At 46.0% G+C, this 19,380-nt stretch carries 19 protein-coding genes; 15 read left to right on the top strand and 4 right to left on the bottom strand.

The genetic code is table 11. The annotated features are described in order from the left end of the window. Positions 1-145: 145 nt before the first annotated feature. The 15 genes from ASG85_RS16645 (at position 146) to ASG85_RS16580 (ending at position 16,595) form a co-directional block, all read left to right on the top strand. Positions 146-1,168: a glycoside hydrolase family protein gene (locus ASG85_RS16645; RefSeq protein ID WP_200961685.1), complete on the top strand. Its 1,023-nt coding sequence runs from the start codon at positions 146-148 to the stop codon at positions 1,166-1,168. A gap of 15 nt (positions 1,169-1,183) precedes the next feature. Then, on the top strand, positions 1,184-2,146 hold the full coding sequence (locus ASG85_RS16640; protein WP_060647025.1) for a Gfo/Idh/MocA family protein: 963 nt from the start codon (positions 1,184-1,186) through the stop codon (positions 2,144-2,146). Positions 2,147-2,164: 18 nt separating this feature from the next. Beyond that, on the top strand, positions 2,165-4,294 hold the full coding sequence (locus ASG85_RS16635; RefSeq protein ID WP_060647023.1) for a TIM-barrel domain-containing protein: 2,130 nt from the start codon (positions 2,165-2,167) through the stop codon (positions 4,292-4,294). A 64-nt stretch (positions 4,295-4,358) separates the two neighbouring features. Then, entirely contained in the window at positions 4,359-5,378 is a 1,020-nt protein-coding gene (locus ASG85_RS16630) for a response regulator (RefSeq protein WP_060647021.1), read from the top strand. Continuing rightward, complete coding sequence (locus tag ASG85_RS16625) at positions 5,375-7,210, top strand: sensor histidine kinase (RefSeq protein WP_060647019.1); 1,836 nt, start codon at positions 5,375-5,377, stop codon at positions 7,208-7,210. Before ASG85_RS16630 ends, ASG85_RS16625 begins: the two co-directional genes overlap by 4 nt. 11 nt (positions 7,211-7,221) lie before the next feature. Beyond that, the gene (locus ASG85_RS16620; protein ID WP_082588108.1) at positions 7,222-9,510 is read left to right on the top strand and encodes a glycosyl hydrolase family 95 catalytic domain-containing protein; all 2,289 of its coding nucleotides are present in this window, start codon (positions 7,222-7,224) and stop codon (positions 9,508-9,510) included. A 198-nt stretch (positions 9,511-9,708) separates the two neighbouring features. Next, the gene (locus ASG85_RS16615; RefSeq protein ID WP_057307127.1) at positions 9,709-11,604 is read left to right on the top strand and encodes a PrkA family serine protein kinase; all 1,896 of its coding nucleotides are present in this window, start codon (positions 9,709-9,711) and stop codon (positions 11,602-11,604) included. A gap of 152 nt (positions 11,605-11,756) precedes the next feature. Further along, entirely contained in the window at positions 11,757-11,978 is a 222-nt protein-coding gene (locus tag ASG85_RS16610) for a hypothetical protein (RefSeq protein ID WP_057307128.1), read from the top strand. A 76-nt stretch (positions 11,979-12,054) separates the two neighbouring features. Continuing rightward, entirely contained in the window at positions 12,055-12,267 is a 213-nt protein-coding gene (locus ASG85_RS16605; RefSeq protein ID WP_156390254.1) for a hypothetical protein, read from the top strand. Between the two features lie 124 nt (positions 12,268-12,391). Beyond that, on the top strand, positions 12,392-12,778 hold the full coding sequence (locus ASG85_RS38860) for a hypothetical protein (RefSeq protein WP_082588107.1): 387 nt from the start codon (positions 12,392-12,394) through the stop codon (positions 12,776-12,778). 328 nt (positions 12,779-13,106) lie between these two features. Continuing rightward, positions 13,107-14,237, top strand: a complete 1,131-nt coding sequence (locus ASG85_RS16600; protein ID WP_060647017.1) for a glycosyltransferase — start codon at positions 13,107-13,109, stop codon at positions 14,235-14,237. Positions 14,238-14,404: 167 nt separating this feature from the next. Next, positions 14,405-15,328: an NAD(P)/FAD-dependent oxidoreductase gene (locus tag ASG85_RS16595; protein ID WP_060647015.1), complete on the top strand. Its 924-nt coding sequence runs from the start codon at positions 14,405-14,407 to the stop codon at positions 15,326-15,328. A gap of 28 nt (positions 15,329-15,356) precedes the next feature. Beyond that, positions 15,357-15,596: a glutaredoxin family protein gene (locus ASG85_RS16590; protein WP_029196850.1), complete on the top strand. Its 240-nt coding sequence runs from the start codon at positions 15,357-15,359 to the stop codon at positions 15,594-15,596. A gap of 36 nt (positions 15,597-15,632) precedes the next feature. Continuing rightward, a complete protein-coding gene (locus ASG85_RS16585) occupies positions 15,633-16,199 on the top strand; it encodes a peroxiredoxin (protein ID WP_060647013.1) in 567 nt (188 codons plus the stop codon). A gap of 120 nt (positions 16,200-16,319) precedes the next feature. Then, positions 16,320-16,595: a hypothetical protein gene (locus tag ASG85_RS16580; RefSeq protein WP_057307133.1), complete on the top strand. Its 276-nt coding sequence runs from the start codon at positions 16,320-16,322 to the stop codon at positions 16,593-16,595. Between the two features lie 74 nt (positions 16,596-16,669). Here the strand turns inward: ASG85_RS16580 and ASG85_RS16575 are convergent, their stop codons facing one another. The 4 genes from ASG85_RS16575 to ASG85_RS16560 all read right to left on the bottom strand — a co-directional run bounded on the left by ASG85_RS16575 (position 16,670) and on the right by ASG85_RS16560 (position 19,366). Beyond that, the gene (locus ASG85_RS16575; RefSeq protein WP_047677188.1) at positions 16,670-16,906 is read right to left on the bottom strand and encodes an AbrB/MazE/SpoVT family DNA-binding domain-containing protein; all 237 of its coding nucleotides are present in this window, start codon (positions 16,904-16,906) and stop codon (positions 16,670-16,672) included. A 196-nt stretch (positions 16,907-17,102) separates the two neighbouring features. Continuing rightward, the gene (locus ASG85_RS16570) at positions 17,103-17,417 is read right to left on the bottom strand and encodes a hypothetical protein (protein ID WP_060647011.1); all 315 of its coding nucleotides are present in this window, start codon (positions 17,415-17,417) and stop codon (positions 17,103-17,105) included. Between the two features lie 129 nt (positions 17,418-17,546). Beyond that, positions 17,547-18,410, bottom strand: coding sequence for a transglutaminase family protein (locus ASG85_RS16565; protein WP_057307135.1), 864 nt, complete (start codon positions 18,408-18,410; stop codon positions 17,547-17,549). Further along, entirely contained in the window at positions 18,407-19,366 is a 960-nt protein-coding gene (locus ASG85_RS16560) for an alpha-E domain-containing protein (RefSeq protein ID WP_057307136.1), read from the bottom strand. The genes ASG85_RS16565 and ASG85_RS16560 overlap by 4 nt, the downstream gene beginning before the upstream one ends. Between the last annotated feature and the right edge of the window lie 14 nt (positions 19,367-19,380).

Genomic DNA, 19,380 nt, shown 5'->3' with positions numbered 1-19,380 from the left:
CCTCTCGCAGAAGTATTCAGCGGAGGGATGTTTTTCATATGTTAATTCGTAAAAAAACACATGTTATCTTAAGTTTGTCCGTTCTACTTGGGCGAATAATCTCCTATAATGAAGGCAATAAATCAATAGAGAGGTGAGTGTCTGAATGGAAAGTATCGCAGAACGTATGCTGCCCGCGCCTCGCGGAGGCGGATTTCGGATGGAAGGTTATTGGGTATGGTGCGGTTCGGTTATTCGGGGAGAAGATGAACGCTATCATATGTTTGCTTCTCGTTGGCCCAAATCGCTGCCTATGCATCCTGGTTGGCTGGTTGCTTCAGAAATCGTGCGGGCGGTTTCGGATACTCCGGAGGGTCCATATACTTTTCAAGAGGTCGTCTTACCTGCTAGAGGAGCTCAATATTGGGACGGGCGCAGCACGCATAATCCACATATCACCAAATTCGGAGATAAGTATCTTCTTTACTATATGGGTTCAACTCATCCGCTGCCTGATGTGGTTGCCGGTGATGGATTCGGGTTGGAAGACCCGCGATGCATCGTTGCACGTTCCAATAAGCGAGTGGGTCTTGCTATGGCGAACAGTGTTTTTGGCCCTTGGGAAAGAAGCGAGAAACCGATACTCCCCGTGCGGCCAAACCGGTTCGATAGCTACTTGACCTCCAATCCGGCTCCTTGCTTACAGGAAGACGGTTCTGTGCTGCTTGTCTACAAAGCCCGTCAATATGAAGGTAATCTTCATGGGAAAATGACGATCGGGGCAGCCGCAGCAGATAGCTACCAAGGACCCTATCGTGTATTAACAGAGGAGCCCATTTTTCCTCCGGATCAATTTCATATTGAGGATCCATTCATTTGGAAGACGCAGAAAGGGTATGAGCTGTTAGCCAAGGATATGGAGGGGAAGCTTTGCGGGGAAAGACATGGAGGCATTCATGCTATTTCTTCAGACGGGTTGAAATGGCAATTGTCAGAGACGCCAAAGGCCTATTCACGTACGGTTCTTTGGGATGATGGAACGGAGCAGACGATGGGCAATCTTGAACGGCCTTTTCTGTTATTTCATGACGGAAAACCGACGCATCTGTTCGCTGCCGTAGCCGACGGATCAGGGGGTTTTCGCAATGCAGAGAACACTTGGAATATGGTTATTCCATTGAAGCCTTAGGGAGGTAGTTTACATATGAAAGCTATACTGGTTGGTTTGGGATCTGCTGGTTTCAGTTGGTATAAACGTCTAAGAGATCAAGGCTTATTAGCAGCCGTTGTTGAGGTTGATATGGCCATGAAAGAGAAGATGCAGGAGGATCCGTTTCCTTTCTACACCTCATTAGAAGAAGCTTTGCAAAACGAGCAGGCGGATTTTCTTGTCAATGTGACTTCCCCGATGATGCACACAGCTGTAAACCATGCGGCGTTTGACCGTAAGCTGGCTGTTTTGTGTGAAAAACCCATTTCCTTTGATTATGAGGAATCCATTGAGGTCGTGGCTCGAGCTGCTCGGGAACACATCCCTTTTATGATCGCAGAAAATTACCGCAGGATGCCTTATATTCGTAAAATGAAACAACTAATAGACGAAGGTGCCATTGGCACACTTTCCTCGCTGGATATTCAGTTCTACAGGTACCACCATGTGCAGCGGAGATATACCGTTAGTATCCTGGATGATATTGGTGTTCATCACTTGGATATGATCCGTTATTTAACTGGAAGAGAAGGAAAATCGGTTCAGGCCAAGCTCTACAATCCAATTGGCGCGTGGGAAGAGGAAGGGGCAATTATTAATGCCTATGCTTTCTTTGAAATGGACAATGGTATCACTGCAGCCTACAATGCATCCATCGCTGCAAGAGGGACAGAGACACCGTGGAGCGGCAATTGGAGAATTGAAGGAACCAAAGGCGCTATGGAAGTCGTCGATAAGGAAATCCGGCTAATTCGGGACGGAGAAGTCTTGCTGGTCGATGATATTAGCGGAGTTGATGAAACGGATACACTGGCTGAGTTTTTGTCGTCGCTTCAGGAGGGGCGCGAAGCGGAGACAAGCGGCAGGGACTATTTGAAAACCCAAGCACTTGTTCATTACACGAAGCTGGCAAGCGAATCCGGTCAAACGAAGGCCATTGAGGTTCCAACTCTATAAATGAATGGGGAAACTAGCATGCAAATAACGAACCTGCAACAATCGGCGCCAGGCGTATGGCGCTTTACGATCGGAGAACCGCAAGGAATTACACCGCTCTCCTTGATGGGCGTTTCGCCGAAAACCGAGGCTATGCAGAGAATGCCGCAAGTACAGCCGCCTTTTGCTTGGGAAAGTATTCAGCTCGAGGAAGCAAGTGGCTGTCTTATTCTGTCTATTCCGCTTGATCGTACAGAAAAGCTTTATGGTACAGGTTTGCAATTAATAAGAATGAATCAACGGGGAAGAAACCGTTATTTGCGTGTGAACAGCGATCCTAAGCAGGATACGGGTGAGACGCATGCTCCTGTGCCTTTTTACGTAAGTGATCTTGGTTATGGCGTTTTGGTGGATACCTCGCGGATCGTTACGCTGTATTGCGGGTCAACCATGAGGCAGGAGGAAACGCAAAGCGAGGATATTCGTGATCGTAACACCGATAAGGGATGGAAGGCAACACTAGTCGCATCGCGGGTAGAGATCCAGATTCCTGTCGAAGGTGCAGACGTGTATGTATTTGGCGGTCCAACCCTTTCGGATGTGGTCGCTAGATACAATTTATTTTGCGGTGGCGGCACACTGCCTCCAAAGTGGGGACTTGGCTTCTGGCACCGAGTACCGACGCTGTATACGGATCAGCAAGTGCTTGAAGAAGCGGAGCAGTTCCGCCTGCACGATATTCCCTGTGATGTGATCGGGCTCGAACCCGGTTGGCACAGCCAAAGCTACCCAGTCAGTTATGAATGGGAAAAAAGCCGATTCCCTGAGCCTGAAAAATTCGTGAAAGCATTGAACCAAAGCGGCTTTCGGGTGAACCTGTGGGAGCATCCATTCGTATCGCCAAAGAGTGCGCTATACGAGGAACTGAAGCCGCTTTCGGGGAGTCATTCGGTATGGGGCGGGCTTGCGCCGGATTATTCGCTGCCAGCAGCTGTGGAGCTTTATAAGAAGCAGCATGAGGAGCAGCATGTCAATATCGGAGTATCCGGTTATAAGCTGGATGAATGTGACGGCAGTGACTTGACCAACAATTCCTGGATGTTTCCAGGACATGCCCAGTTTCCATCCGGTCTGGACGGGGAGCAGATGAGACAAATGTACGGGTTGATGTTCCAAAAAATGACGGCTGATCTGTTCCGCAGTAAAAATCGGAGAACATACGGGCTTGTTAGAGCTTCGAATGCCGCAGCCTCAACGATGCCTTATGTCCTCTATTCGGATCTCTATGATCATAAACAATTTATTCGTGGTCTATGTAACTCCTCCTTCAGCGGGCTGCTTTGGACACCGGAGGTTCGCAGAGCTAGAAATGCCGAAGATTGGGTACGGCGGATGCAAACGGTATGTTTCTCGCCACTTGCGATGCTGAATGCATGGGGAGATGGAACGAAGCCTTGGTCTTTCCCAGAAGTGGAAGGAACTGTCCGCGATTATATCAAGCTGCGGATGAGATTGCTGCCTTATTTATATACGGCTTTCGCCACTTACCGAGAGCAGGGTATTCCTCCTTTCCGCGCAATGCCATTCGTTATGTCCTCATCAGAAATCGCAGAAGCCGAGGCGATGTATGCCGAAGCAGCTGAGCAAACCTTGAATACGACAGATGCTGCTTACGGCAAGAAAAAAGTAAGAGAATGGGATGACCAATACATGTTCGGCGATGCATTGTTAGTAGCCCCACTGGTTGAAGGAGAGTCTGAGCGGGAGGTCCTACTACCGTCCGGAATCTGGTATGGATTAGAGACAGGAGAACGTTATACTGGTGGATGCATCATTCGCGTTCAAGCAGGCTTGGAGCGAATTCCGGTATTTGTTAGAAGCGGGTCTGTCATTCCGATGATGCCTGCGCTATCGCATGTCCCCCCCTTAGGCACGCGTGTTCCGCTTGAACTGGTTCATTTCGGTGATGGAATGGGTGAAGGAAATCTGTACGATGATGACGGGGAATCGTTCGATTATGAACAAGGTAATTTCGGCTGGTGGAAGGCGGCAGTCACGCAAAATGCAGCTGGCGTCTATTCTGGGGAACTCATTGGGATTGACGGGGAGCCTACATCTTTCAGTTCCGTCACGTGGCGTTTCGCACAAAAGGGATTCCTACCGTTGTAGAACCAATTTCCGTGAGTTATCATAATTGGATAGCGATTCTGAGAAATATAGGGGAGGTCTGAACATGCATGTACTGATTGTAGACGATGAACCTGTCATTCGCAGAGGAATGGTAAAGATGGCGGAAATGTACGTGCCTTCTTTCTCGAAAATACAGACGGCTGAGAACGGTGTGGCTGCTTTAGAGCGGATTCGCGCCTGCGAACCTGATCTTGTGTTGACGGATGTTCGCATGCCCAAAATGGACGGATTGGAGCTCTGCAGAATCATTCATGAGGAATTTCCTCAAATTAAGACCGTTGTGATATCCGGTTACAGTGACTTTGAATATGCCCAAAAAAGCATGAATTATGGTGTTCGGCACTATATGCTGAAACCGGTTACCAAATCGGATGTGCATGGCATGCTGGATCAATTGATCAAAAAGCCATCACGCAGCTATATGCCGCCTTCCCGTTATATCGAGTGGATCGATCAAATGGAACTGCAAATATGGGCCTTGCAAATGGAGGAACTAAACAGCTTAATCAGCCGGTGGCGTGAATACTGCCTATCTGCAAATTTATCGTTGGCCCAGCTGAAGGAGCTATTGGACGATTGTAATGCGCTTCTTGTCAAACGCTTTCAAGTCCGCAATTACTCCCCTTCCTCTGTGCAAGCCCACTTGCAGGCAGATAGTGTGAAGGAAGCCCTCGAAGCGTTTGAGAAGGGTTTGGTTCAAATGGCGAAAGGACTTCAAGACGTTCGAAGCGGCAGCTTCAAAGATCCAATGGAAGAGGCCAAAGGCTTTATCGACAGCAGGTTGTCAGAAGACATTTCGCTGGATCAAGTGGCTGCGATGGTCGGATTGACACCTACCTATTTCAGCTCGCTTTTTAAAAAAGTAACGAATGAGACCTTTGTTCAGTACCGGATCAAAAAAAGGATGACGAAGGCGAAGGAAATGCTGGCTATCCCTTATGTCCGAATCGTGGATGTAGCCTCCGATGTCGGGTATGACGATTACCCCCATTTTACGAAAACCTTCAAAAAAATTGTTGGCGTTTCGCCTTCTGAATATCGCGCAGGGCTCGGTATCAAATGAAAATTAGAGGTCTAACGAAAAAGCTATTCGTCTATTTTCTAATTGTCATTATTCTTTCTCTTAGCAGTGTCGGTATTTTCTCTTATATGACATCTTCTGATGAATTAGCCGAGATGGTTGAGAACCAAATGAATCAAATCGTCGGAAACGCGGTTCATCATACGGATCTGTATTTGAAAGACTATGAGCGCTCCATTGTCTCTATTTTGACGAACAGGCAGGTTATGGAGTTTATTGATCTGAAGGCAAATCGGGAGGAATATGACTTTTTTACCTATCGGAAAATGATTCTCGAAACGAGTGTCGATCCGTTATTTATTCGCAATCCTAAATTAGCTTCTGTGTATTTGCTCAGCGATAAGCTGAATGCAGTCTATTACTATAATGGTGTGAACGAGCAATCCTTCAATGCGGAGGATAAGCGAAAACAGCGGGAATATTTTCTCGCCAATACAACGCCTGACGGAAAATTGAGTATTTTGAACCACACCATTATTGAAGGTCAAGAGAATCAAATGCTCACGCTAGTCCGCCGTATTCGAGGCTTTACCTCGCCTGAATTGAGTGGCTTGCTCGCCATTGAGATGAGGTCCGCTGATTTATCTGCCCTATGGAAAGGGATTGATTTAGGTAAATACGGGTACTTGTTTATCATGGATGAAAAAGGTCGTTATATCTATCATCCTGATGGAAAAAAAGTCGGTTCAGAGGTTCCAAAAGAGTTCGTGGAGAAGCTGCAAGAGGCTGGGACTTCTTCCTTCGTTGACAGCAGTGAGGGGGATCAGCGCATGTATCTAAGCCGCACATCCGATTATTCGGGTTGGCAGCTTGTTGTCTCCATGCCGCTTCATGAACTGCGTAAACCGGTGGCTAACATCCGTTCAACAACGCTTGTAGTCGGACTATTTACACTAGTATTAGCAATCTTACTTGCTTATAGATTCGGTAGGTCGATTACCAAGCCGATTCAAGTACTCAAATCCGGGATGAGAGAGACGGAGAAAGGGAATTGGGCCACGATTCCTCTCCCCTCTCACAGGGACGAAATTGTCGAACTCATGGTTCGCTATAATCTGATGGTCAAACGGCTATCTGAAGCGGTTGATCGCGTGGTTCAGGTCGAATTAAGCAATTCAGAAATTCGGATGGAACGGCAGAAGGCTGAGTTTCAATCTCTTCAGCTGCAAATCAATCCTCATTTTATGTACAACACACTGGAGACGATTATCTGCTATGCCACGATTCAGGATTCAGAGGAGATATCCGAAATCGTTAAGGCACTGGCTTATATGCTGCGATACTCGGTCCAAACGAATTTGGAAGAAATAACGGTTGCGAACGAGTTAAAGCACGTTTTGTATTATCTGGTCGTACTGAGGCATAGAATTGGCCGGGAGTTTGAGATTGATGTTGCGATTAAGCCCGAATATTTGCTTCATGTCATGGTTCGGCTGACTCTTCAGCCTCTAGTCGAAAATGTGTTCCAGCATGCATTTCCGGAAGGATTGGAAGATTATCATTTCGTCCGAATCGACGGAGGGATAAAGGATGGAATCTTCTGGATCAGTGTAGAGGATAATGGTTCAGGAATGTCGGAGACACAACTTACGCAGCTCCAAGAGAAGTTGAGCACCAACAGACTGGCAGATGCTGAAATCGATGAAGCAGGTAAAAAGGGCGGTATTGGTGTGCTAAACGTTCATCGCCGGATTCAAATGGTTTATGGGGAGAATTATGGACTGAGGATTGAAAGTATGGCTGAGCAGGGAACTAAAATGATCATGGTGATGCCTGCATCGCCTAAACATGATGATAAACCAAATCTTGTATAGGGGGCGTAAACTTGAATAATCGCGAGAAATTGTGGTACCTTCAGCCTGCTAAGATGTGGGTAGAAGCGCTTCCAATCGGTAACGGTCGACTAGGCGGGATGATTTTCGGCCATGTGCAAGAGGAAAGAATTCAATTAAATGAAGATTCGATCTGGTACGGAGGTCCTAAGGATGGACTCAACCCCGATGGTTCTCGATATTTAGAAGAAATCCGTGAGCTGCTTTTTGCCGGAAATGTCGTGGAGGCCACGCGACTAACGCGAATGACGCTCTTTTCTACACCTAAATATTACAACCCTTATCAGCCTTTAGGAGACCTAAGGCTTTATTTTCATGACCAGAAAGGCGAAGTTGAGGCGTATCGGCGGGAATTGGATTTGAAGCAGGCAATCGCTCGTACAACCTATAGGATCAATGGAGTCACTTACCGTCGCACGATGTATACCAGCTGCCCAGATCAAGTGATGATGATTCAATTGGAGTGCGATCAGCTAGGTAAGCTTAATTTCTCTGCGAATCTGAATCGCAGACCGTTTGAGGGAGAAACCGGCGCATTGTCGGAGGATAGCATTTGGATGGGCGGAGAATGTGGGAAGCACGGTGTTGAATATGCCTGTGTGTTGAAAGCTAAATCCCGTAATGGTCATGTGTCCGTGATCGGCGACTTCCTGTCTGTGGAGGGGGCTAGCTCTGTGACATTGATGCTTGCCGCAGCCAGCACGTTTCGAGAGCCTGATCCATTAGCAGCTTGCAAGCTTCAAATTGAAGGCGCCGATCGTTTCAACGCAGATGAGGTGGAACGCCGGCATATTCAAGATTATCAGGAATTGTATAATCGGGTGAGTTTGCGGTTGACCGTAAACGATCCGCTTGATAATCTGCCAACGGACGGGCGGTTGAAGCTTTTACAAGCGAGTCAATCGAGTGTGGATAGCGGTTTGGCGGAGCTTTACTTTCATTTCGGCCGTTACTTATTGATCGCCAGTTCCCGACCGGGATGTTTGCCCGCGAATCTTCAAGGCATTTGGAATGACAGCTTTACGCCTCCATGGGAGTCCAAATATACGATTAATATTAATACACAAATGAATTATTGGCCGGCTGAGGTTTGCGGATTATCGGAATGCCATGAGCCGCTGTTCGACCATATCGAACGGATGCAGGTCAGCGGTCGGCAAACTGCACGCGAGCTGTATGGCTGTTCGGGCTTTGTCGCTCATCACAACACGAACTTATGGGGAGAGACACGCCCTGAAGGTTTGTTTCCGACATGTGTGATATGGCCGATGGGAGCTGCATGGCTAAGCCTGCATGTATGGGAGCATTTTGTGTTTACCGAAAATATGGAATTTTTGCGGCACAGAGCCTACCCGATCTTGAAGGATGCTGCTGCTTTTTTCCTTGATTATTTGGTGGAAACGCCAGATGGACAGCTAGTGACTGGACCCTCTGTGTCTCCAGAAAACGTGTACGTATTAGCGGATGGAACCAGAGGGTCATTGACCATGGGACCTTCTATGGATACGCAGATTATCCGTGAGTTGTTCGAGGCGTGTAAACATAGCAGCCTCCTGCTGCAGGTCGATAGTGAGCTTCGTGAGCGGCTCTCCGAGCTGCTGGAGCGGCTGCCTAAGCCACAGATTGGCAAGCACGGACAGATCATGGAGTGGTTGGAGGACTATGAGGAGGATGATCCAGGTCATCGGCATATTTCACAATTGTTTGCGCTGCATCCGGGAACCCAAATCAACCCGCATCGCACACCCGAATTAGCCAAGGTAGCTGCAGCCACCCTGCAGCGCAGATTGGAAAACGGAGGAGGGCATACAGGTTGGAGCAGTGCGTGGATCGTCAATATGTTTGCAAGATTGGAAGATGGCGAACAATCGTATGCGCATTTGAGTCACATGCTGAGGAAATCAACATATCCCAATCTCTTTGATGCGCATCCTCCATTTCAAATTGACGGGAATTTCGGTGCCACGGCTGGTATTGTGGAGATGCTGCTGCAATCCCATGCCGATGAGCTGAACCTACTTCCTGCACTGCCGTCGGCGTGGCCAGATGGAGAAGTGAGAGGACTGAGGGGGCGCGGCGGATACGTCGTCGACCTGAAATGGACCGATGGCAAACTATCGGAAGCGGTCATAAGCGCAGCGAAGGCTGGCTTATGCAGAGTCCGAACACGCCATGCGGTTCTGGTCCGCTGCAAGGGAGAAGATATTGCCTTGGGCGGAAATCAGTCAGTTATAGAGTTTAGCGTTGAAGCGGGCAAAACGTATGAACTATTTAGTAAATAATCATCTGCGATTCATCAGGACGAGCAGCTTCTTCGCAACTGCTAATCCATAACATTAACCAAAATAGTAAAGCGAGAAATCCATTACAGTTAAAAAATTTCGGGCAAGTTATCCTCCATGAGTGCATAGGATTGTAGTACACAATTCACCATCACGAGCTGACCTAGATAAGAAAGGCAGCAGTGAAAGGAGGTACCCATGGACATATTCAAAAGAATTTCGGAGCATCGTACGGAGAAGGATTCATTGAGCTGGACCGGTACGTTCGCGGAGTACATAGAATTGCTTCGCAAAAATCCTGGACTCGCGAGAACAGCGCATTCAAGGGTCTATGATATGATTGCTTCGCAAGGAATCAATGACCAAGTCGGGCACAAATCCTACAAATTCTTCAACAAAGAGATTTTCGGCCTGGATCGAGCCATTGAGAAGCTGGTGGAAGAATATTTCCATTCCGCTGCCCGTCGATTGGATGTTCGTAAGCGGATATTACTGCTGATGGGTCCTGTAAGCGGTGGTAAATCAACCATTGTGACCATGCTTAAAAGAGGGCTGGAGCAATTTGCTAGAACTGACTTAGGGGCTGTCTATGCGATTAAAGGTTGTCCGATGCACGAGGAACCACTTCATTTGATCCCTATGGAGCTGCGTCCCGAGATCGAGCGAGAGCTGGGAGTAAAGATTGAAGGCAGTTTGTGTCCTTCCTGTCAAATGCGTTTAAAAACCGAGTACAACGGCTGTATTGAAGATGTTCATGTTGAGCGTGTGTTCGTTTCAGAAGAAGCGCGTGTAGGTATCGGTACGTTCAGTCCATCCGATCCGAAATCACAGGATATTGCCGATTTGACGGGGAGCATAGACTTCTCCACCATCACGGAGTTTGGTTCCGAATCCGATCCGCGTGCCTATCGGTTCGACGGGGAGCTGAATAAGGCAAACCGGGGGATCATGGAGTTTCAGGAAATGCTGAAATGCGACGAGAAATTCCTCTGGAACTTACTGTCACTCACACAAGAGGGTAACTTTAAGGCAGGACGGTTCGCCCTCATTAGCGCCGATGAGCTGATCATTGCGCATACGAATGAAACCGAGTATAAATCTTTTATTGCGAACAAGAAAAATGAGGCTTTGCAATCGCGGATGATTGTTATGCCAATTCCGTATAACCTTCGGGTTTCGGATGAAGAAAAAATTTACTACAAGCTCATCGGACAGAGTGATATGTCTCACATTCATATTGCTCCGCACGCGCTCAGAGTTGCTGCGATTTTCTCCATTCTTACCCGCTTGAAGGAAACGAAGAAGCAAGGGATGGATTTAGTCAAGAAAATGCGTATGTATGATGGTGAAGTTGTGGAAGGTTACAAAGAAGCGGACCTCAAGGAAATGCAAAATGAATACCAAGAAGAGGGCATGAGCGGCATCGATCCGCGTTATGTCATTAACCGAATATCAAGTGCATTGATACGCCAAGATCTTCAGTGCATTAACGCGCTGGATGTTCTGCGTGCACTCAAGGATGGTTTGGATCAGCATCCGTCGATTACGAAGGATGAGCGTGAGCGGTTCCTCAATTTCATTTCCGTGGCGCGCAAGGAATACGATGATATTGCCAAGAAAGAAGTGCAGAAAGCGTTCGTTTACTCCTTCGAAGAATCAGCCAGAACTATTTTCGATAACTATCTCGATAATATTGAGGCTTATTGTAATTGGGGGAAAATTAAGGATCCTCTTACCGGTGAGGAAATGGATCCGGATGAGCGCCTGATGCGCTCCATTGAAGAACAAATTGGCATTTCTGAAAATGCGAAGAAAGCATTCCGAGAAGAAATACTGATCCGCATTTCCTCCTATTCCCGTAAAGGTCGGAAATTCGATTACAGCAGTCACGAGCGGCTGCGTGAAGCGATTGAGAAGAAGCTCTTCGCTGATTTGAAAGATATCGTGAAAATAACGACTTCCACGAAAACACCGGATGAGAAGCAGTTGAAGAAAATTAATGATGTGACCAAACAATTGATTGATGAACACGGATATTGCCCTGTATGTGCGAATGAGCTGCTGCGTTATGTAGGGAGCTTGCTGAACAGATAAAACTTCATGGTAGAAGTAAAACGGACTTGAGGCGGTGACGATCCCTCAAGTCCGTTTTTTCATTTGTAAAGGAAACTGTCTACGGTCTATCACCGATTCTATCAATCTCTCATATACTATAAGATCTAACGACAAGGGAGGTGCAAGAGATTATGATAGGCAATTCAATGAAAAAGACAGGTGCATACCTTTTACTAGTAGTGAGTTTTCTAGCTTTCGTGATGACTTGGGAAGTGGGGTTATTATCTCCTTTGGGGGGAATATGTATAGCGGGATTTAGCTTCGGCGGAGCCATTCTGATGTGGCTGGATGTCCATGAGTCGAGGCAAGTTGCTGATAAGAAAGATGCAAAACGAGCAAAAGCCGATCTCTGATCGCCAACAAGACAATTCCCCCCAGAAAAAATCCAACGAGCCCGGAAGATGGTCAGACGTCTTTGGATTCGGCAAAATGTTGGACAAACTACCACTCCATAAGCTTTCAGCTCGCATGGCCTACTGTATGTTTTTTGATCTAGTACTGCTCTTATTTGTTCTTGTTCTCCGTGCTTCGGGTACTCAGGTGAATGATTTTCCGAACGCATGGGATATTCGGTTAATTGTGTTCACGACAATTGTTGTTTTTTTCGTCGGACTCTGCGATATCTGGAAAGATCGGAAGTAATAAGATGGTTACAAAGCATAAGAAATAACCGCCCAATTTTTGGAGAAGTGGTCACCAACTAGGCAATCGCACACATACAGTATTGTAGGCTGTTAACTATACAAGAATGTGAGTGATCCAGAAAATGACGAAACCAGAAGAGCAAGAATTTCGTCCACCACAAGGTGGGCACGGAGGCGGCGGCCATGGTGGACCGGGGCATGGCGGTCCTGGTCACGGTGGCCCCGGACATGGCGGTCCTGGTCATGGCGGGCCAGGATTCGGTGGTCCTGATCATCATGGCTTCCCAGGGCATGGCGGGTTTCCGCACTTTGGACATGGCGGAGTGAACAATCTGCTGCCTTTGGTTGTAGCCCCTTATGTATTGAATGCGACACAGCCTTACTATCCATATCCATATCCAAATACATGTCCATGTCCATATCCATACCAGGATTATCTATGTCAATGTCCATATCCATACCAGACATATCCATACCCACCCTATTCCCCGGGTTATCCAGGTATTTAGACGGTATAATCTCAACACGATAAAGTTTAAGAACCGAGATGCTTTCTTATCAGAAAGTTTCTCGGTATTTTGTTACCACATTAGAGGTTTTCTCATTTATTACATAGGTTTGGATGGAATAACTCAAATTTCTTTATCAAATCTTAATATTTAAGTAGGAAATGCGTAGTTTTCATGCTACAATTCATTTTGGATAGCGCTTACATAAATGACTCTCTCGTTTACTAATCCTCGCGATTTTCCCCATTGGCTTACATTCATCTAAATCATAGAATACTAATTCAGCTTTTTCAGCTATTGCCTGTTCAACTTTAAGGGGGAATGTGTATTGAGCCATCAACCCGTTCGGATCTTACATCATATTAGTGATATGAATCGTGGAGAAGCGCAAAGCTTTATTATGAATGTGTATCGGCACATGGATCGAGCGAAGATTCAATTCGATTTCGTTGTCCACACGCATAATCCTTCTGATTATGATGAAGAAATACGAGCATTCGGTGGGAGGATATTCATCCTGCAGAAGCCTAGAGCGGGCTGGATGGGTTACATATATGAGTTAAAGTCGACGATTCAACATCACGGTCCTTTCCATGCTTTGCATAGTCATACCTATGAAGCTAGTGTCTTAACTTTGTTAACGTCAAGGCTGTTTGGCATTGATATTCGTATTGTACATTGTCACAGCATAAGTGATTATACATACTCTTCCTCAACGACTAAGGTATCTCGATGGCTGAAGAGGAACATGATACGGCGATTTGCGACCAGTTGGGTAAGCAGCTCGATCACGGCAAGTCAGGCGCTATTCGGGTATCACTGGTTTAAAGATAACCGCGGCAGAATGGTGCGTAACGGGATAGATGTTGGTCGATTTACAAGTAGATTACAGAAGCCCATGACGCTCCGCGAGCAATTGCATATTCCACCCGAGGAGCCAATTATTGGTCATATTGGACGGTTTAGCGCAGCTAAGAATCATACATTTCTGATTGAGATTTTTGAAGAGCTGCTTTACCGTATGCCGAATGCGAGGCTTATTCTGGTGGGGGATGGCGCATTGCGACCTCAGATTATAGCGATGATCGAGCAAAAAGGGATCCAAAACCGCGTTCATCTATTAGGACGGCGAGACGATATTTCTGAGCTCCTTCAGGAATTTGATGTCATGGTCCTACCTTCATTCAAAGATGGTTTACCCCTGGTTTTGATTGAAGCGCAAGCCGCAGGAGTTCCCTGCGTGGTATCCGATGTTTTACCAGAAGAAGCGAATCTGAGAGCAGGTTTCTTCGCATTCGTGTGTTTGAAGCAAGACATTGCCGTATGGGTGCAATGGTTAATGAAGGCATTGCGCAGCGATCCTGTCCCGGTTGATGAGCGAATCCGAGCGATTCGACTAGCCGGCTATGATATTAAAGAGGTAGCTCTAGAGTTAGAACATGTCTACGCTGCTCAATAGGAAATAGTGAGAGCCCTTATGTTGATGACATGAGGGTTCTTTTTTTCTTATTTATAATAATTATTAAAAAGGATTGACTTTTATTATTAATTATTTATAATAATTATTATCTGATATAAATTCTCACTGGACAAGCAGTCACTATGGGTTGAAAGGAGTGCACAGCGATGTATGATGTCATTATTATTGGAGCTGGACCGGCGGGAGCCTCAGCTGCTATCTATACAGCAAGAGGAAATCTGAAGACACTCGTGATTGACAAGGCACCGAATACGGGAGCTTTGGCTATTACTCACAAAATTGCGAATTACCCGGGTGTAATTGGTGAGCTGTCAGGTAAAGATTTGCTTGATACGATGCGGGAGCAAGCCAAAGGCTTTGGGGCTGAGTTCATCCAAACAACGATTACAGCTGTAGATGTGGAAGGTGATACGAAGTATGTATTTACGGCTGATGGTTTCTATGAAAGCAAGTCGATCGTTATCGCGACAGGTTCCAAAGGACGCAATCGTATGCTGCCTGGAGAAGAAAGCTTGTTAGGGCGTGGCGTTAGTACATGTGCAACGTGTGATGGAGCTTTTTTCGATGGGAAAACGGTCGCTGTTATTGGTGATTCCGAGGAAGCCTTGGAAGAAGCACAAGCGTTAAGTAAATTTACGGAAAAAATTCACTTCATAGTTCCACGACCAGAACTGCAAGGCGTTCATCACGTTCCAGAATTGCCGGGCACTAACTTTCTCTACAAAGCCAAACCGCTTGAAGTGCTTGGTGACAAGCACGTAGAGGGACTTAGAATACGCACGAGTTCTGGTGCAGAGGAAATACTCCAAGTGGATGGTGTGTTTGTCTTCCTATCCGGCAGTAAACCAGGCACAGATTTCCTACAGGATCAGGTTCCGCTGGACGCGGATGGTTTTATGATTCTGGATAGCTCGATGCAATCATCTATTGCAGGTGTATTCGGGGCTGGAGAAGTTAGACGCACACCAGTGAAGCAAGCGGTTGTTGCAGCTGCTGATGGAGCCATCGCAGCCATGGCGGTCGATAAATTTATTAATAAACGGGCTCAGCTGATCCCGCAATACAAATAATCTTAGCCACACAAGGAGATGAATTCCGATGTCTAATGTCATTGTATATTCAAGTACAAATTGCCCTTATTGCCAACAGTTGAAAAAGTATTTAACGGAACAAAATGTCTCCTACGAAGAAAGAAACATTGATCTGAATGATCAATTCGGACAAGAACTTCACGATTTAGGCTTGATGTCCTTGCCGGTGACTGTCATTGGTGAGCACAAAATTCTGGGTCTCAACGTTACAAAACTCAAAAAAGCTTTGGCCGAAATCGCAAGCTAATAACAAACCATATAAATAGATAGAGGAGAGCTAACCATGACACAATTAACCGTACAACCCTCACAATCTTTTGCCAAAATAGGGCTTCCTGCCCCTTCATTTTCATTGCTTTCGACGAAGAATATGGAAACCTTAGAAGAGAAAATAGCGCTTGAAGATTATAGAGGAAAATGGCTTGTTTTCTTCTTCTGGCCATTCGACTTTACGTTCGTGTGTCCAACCGAAATTACAGCTTTCAGTGACAATTACGAGCAGTTCCTTGAATTGGATTGTGAAATCGTTGGAGCTTCTGTCGACAGTGTGTATACACACAGAGCTTGGACTCAAACGCCGCGCGACCAAAACGGCATCGGTCCTGTGAAATTCCCGTTGGTCAGTGATTTCTCCAAAGAAACAGCACGCGCATATGGCGTGTTAGACGATGAAAGCGGCGCCGCACATCGCGGATTATTCATCATTGATCCGGAAGGCGTGCTGCGCTACCAAGTGGTCACGGATATGAATGTTGGGCGCTCTGTAGATGAGACGCTGCGTGTGCTACAAGCGCTTCAGGCTGGCGGACTTTGTCCAGCGAACTGGAAACCAGGCGATAAAACACTTTAAGCCATAAATATTAGAAAAGCCTCAATCGACTCTCACTCGATTGGGGCTTTTGTGGTATTCAAAGTCTGATTTGAAGTATAATAGAAGAACTATATAGGTGAAGACAGAGAGGTTAGATGCATGATGCAGTCCATATCGGACAAACTGTTTATGGGTTCTTTGATTTTACTCATGATTTCCATTGTGGTTAGCGGAATTGGCTTTCAATTCGTGAATTGGCGCACACAAGTGACAGATGAGTTAGATGGGGAGACGCAAGAAAGCGGCTCTCGCAAGAAAGCCGTATTGGACCGGCAAGATAAGAGCTTGGGACGTGTGCTTCGTTCCTACTTATTTTGGATCGCGATAGCAGGCATTCTAATTTCCATTGGACTTTCATGGTTTAGCTCTAAATAAAAATATAAGGCGTATAGCCCTCGGGATGAGTGTTATACGCCTTTGTTGTATCCTATTTTAGCCGGAATCATGATCTAAACAATTTCTTCTACGCAGGAGCTGCAGACCAGCTTGCCTTTGAAATAGGTCATATTTTCGAAATTACCGCAGAATACACAGGCTGGCATATACTTCTTGAGTGTAATGCGCTCCGGATCGACATAAACCTCGATCGCGTCACCGATATCGATATGAAGTGTTCGTCGCAGCTCAATCGGCAAAACAATCCGGCCTAACTCGTCTACTTTTCTCACTATTCCCGTCGATTTCATCTGAAAGCCTCCTATTTATTTCATTAAACTTCGATCATGTATGTTGTATAAACAATTCCACATATAAACTTGAATTCCTTTTATTTACTTCAAACATTTTAGGCAATTATCTAATACATGCATGAAAGTGGACGGCAAAAAAAGGACTTACACATGTTTCATTGAACACGTTTAAGCCCTTTATACTTATAAGAATCTACTTTTTGTTCTCCTGTTGTTGTTGGTCTTTGGAGATTTGCTCTTTAAGAGCCGCATTTTTAAGAGCCAACTGTTTGGATAATTCAACTTGTAAAAGGTTGATTTTATTAATCTCATCCTTTAATTTGCTAAGTCGAGACATCTTGCTGCTTAAATCACTGGGTGAAGTACTTATTTTTATATCCCTTTGTAATTGATTTATTTTTGAAAGTGCTTTTTCCTTTTTTTTCTGTTCGTCGATACTTCTTTGTTGAGTTTCAGTAATTTCTTTTTTTAAGCGATTTATGATAGATAAAGTGAAACTTATAGCCATTCAAACACCTCTTAGCAGTTTAGTGTAGCTTCACACCATTCTACACTAAATAGTTGATCCGTGCCAAAAGGGGATGAAAAAGACGGGGAGTGAAGCGGGGCAGCAGCTCTGAATCGCACATGGAAGGAATTACTCAATCAGCTTTACATCAACAATGACTTCCAAATCTTGCTGACCGGCACCGCGATAGACGCCTTTGACGGGAACGATATCGTTGTAATCGCGGCCGTGTCCGAGCTTAATATAGCGCCAATTGACCTCACAGTTATTCGTAGGGTCGTAGCCGAACCAACCAGTTCCCGGGATCAGGCACTCAACCCACGCGTGGGAGGCTTGGGTGAATTCCGTGCTGCCTCCTTGTAGATCGCCAACAAAGTGATAACCGCTAACGTACCTAGCAGGAATCCCTTTATCTCGGCAAATGGCAATCATGAAATGAGAGTAGTCCTGGCAAACACCACGCTTAAATTGAAGCATTTCTCCGACAGTGGTCTGTACGGAAGTAGCTGAAGGATCATAGGTGAAGTCGCGATGAATCGTTGTGTAGATTGTACGCAGTAATTCGTATAAGCTTATATCTTGATCGGAAATGGCATCTGAGTAAGCCTTAAGTTCAGGGGTCAAACCAGTATAACTGGTAGGCAGTAAATATTCTGCATGCTGATTTTGGAAGTCATCGCTAAATCTCATCGCTTTCTCCTCTAAGGGAGATGCGATGCCTGACGGGATGTTATCGTTGTCGTTCGTGACGACAGTGGACACCATTTTAATAGTTAGCTCGCGATGAAGTTTATTGACGGTAAAAGCATGTACGCGATTATGAAAAAAATCCGAGTACGTAAAGAAAGCTGAAGCAGGCTCCGTGGTGATGGCGTGGTGATAACAGGCTTGACGATTGTCCGTGAGAGGCGTTAAACGAACTTCATTGACACTGTCCTGCGCTGTATCGGTGTAGGAATAGCGTGTGATATGCGTAATCTCCAGCTTTTTCATGCGATGACCTCTTCCCGGGAGGGAAAAAAGACTTTCGACATCCTTAAACCCATCACGTTACAGGATTCCCGAAGTGCACTTAACGTCATTTCCAATTTGCCGGATAAAATATCATCTTCTTCCATGCAAGCAAGGTTAGCCTTTACTTTTCCTGCGAGCTTAGCGAGCCTATGAACAGCAAGGTTTAAATCGGGGTCCTCCATTTGAATGCCCTGCAAGGAACGCTCCAATGATTGGAAAGAGAAGCTGACCGAGCGTGGAAATGTTTCGTGGAGCATCAGAAATTTAATTATGCTGCTTAGATTAACTGTATCTGCATGCTCCCTGCGATACGACTCATAACCGCTAACCGATTTCAATACGGACAGCATAAGCGGGTAAGAAGAGAGCTCTTCCCTAGCGTAATCATGACATAACGACTGGAGTAAGCGCAGCAAGTTCTCGGCACGCTCCAAATATCTTCCGGCTTCCACGAAGTGCCATTCATTTTGACGCGGCATGACGGATGTGGCCGCCCCTTGAAACATAGACAAGGTGTCACGAATGAAACGATAGAACAAATGAGGCGAATCGTTTGTAATATCCCGTACTTCTTTTTCTTTTAGCCACAAATATAGGCCATTCATAATATCCCACAGCTCTGCGGGCATTTTCTCGCGAATATTACGAAGATTGGAGCGGGCATGGTTGGTACAAGCGAGCAAAGAATTCGAATTATTTTTATCGAGAGTAATATAATGGAGAACATGCTGCTCGGTGAAGCTCCCATACTGCTCAGTAAATGCGGCACGATCGCCAATCGTATCAATTAATCGGCTCCACGATTGATCGCTGCTAGTCTCCTTCTCCTCGCGAATATGATAATACACGTCGATTAGCCTCGCGTGATTCTCCGTTCTTTCCGTATATCTTCCGATCCAGAATAAAGCTTCCGCTGTACGTCCCATCATCACCATGAACGCTTGCCTCC

The organism is Paenibacillus sp. Soil724D2 (assembly GCF_001427935.1).
Taxonomy (GTDB): Bacteria; Bacillota; Bacilli; order Paenibacillales; family NBRC-103111; genus Paenibacillus_E.
The sequence above is the reverse complement of the archived record's forward strand: the minus strand, read 5'-3'. Positions and strand labels throughout refer to the sequence as shown.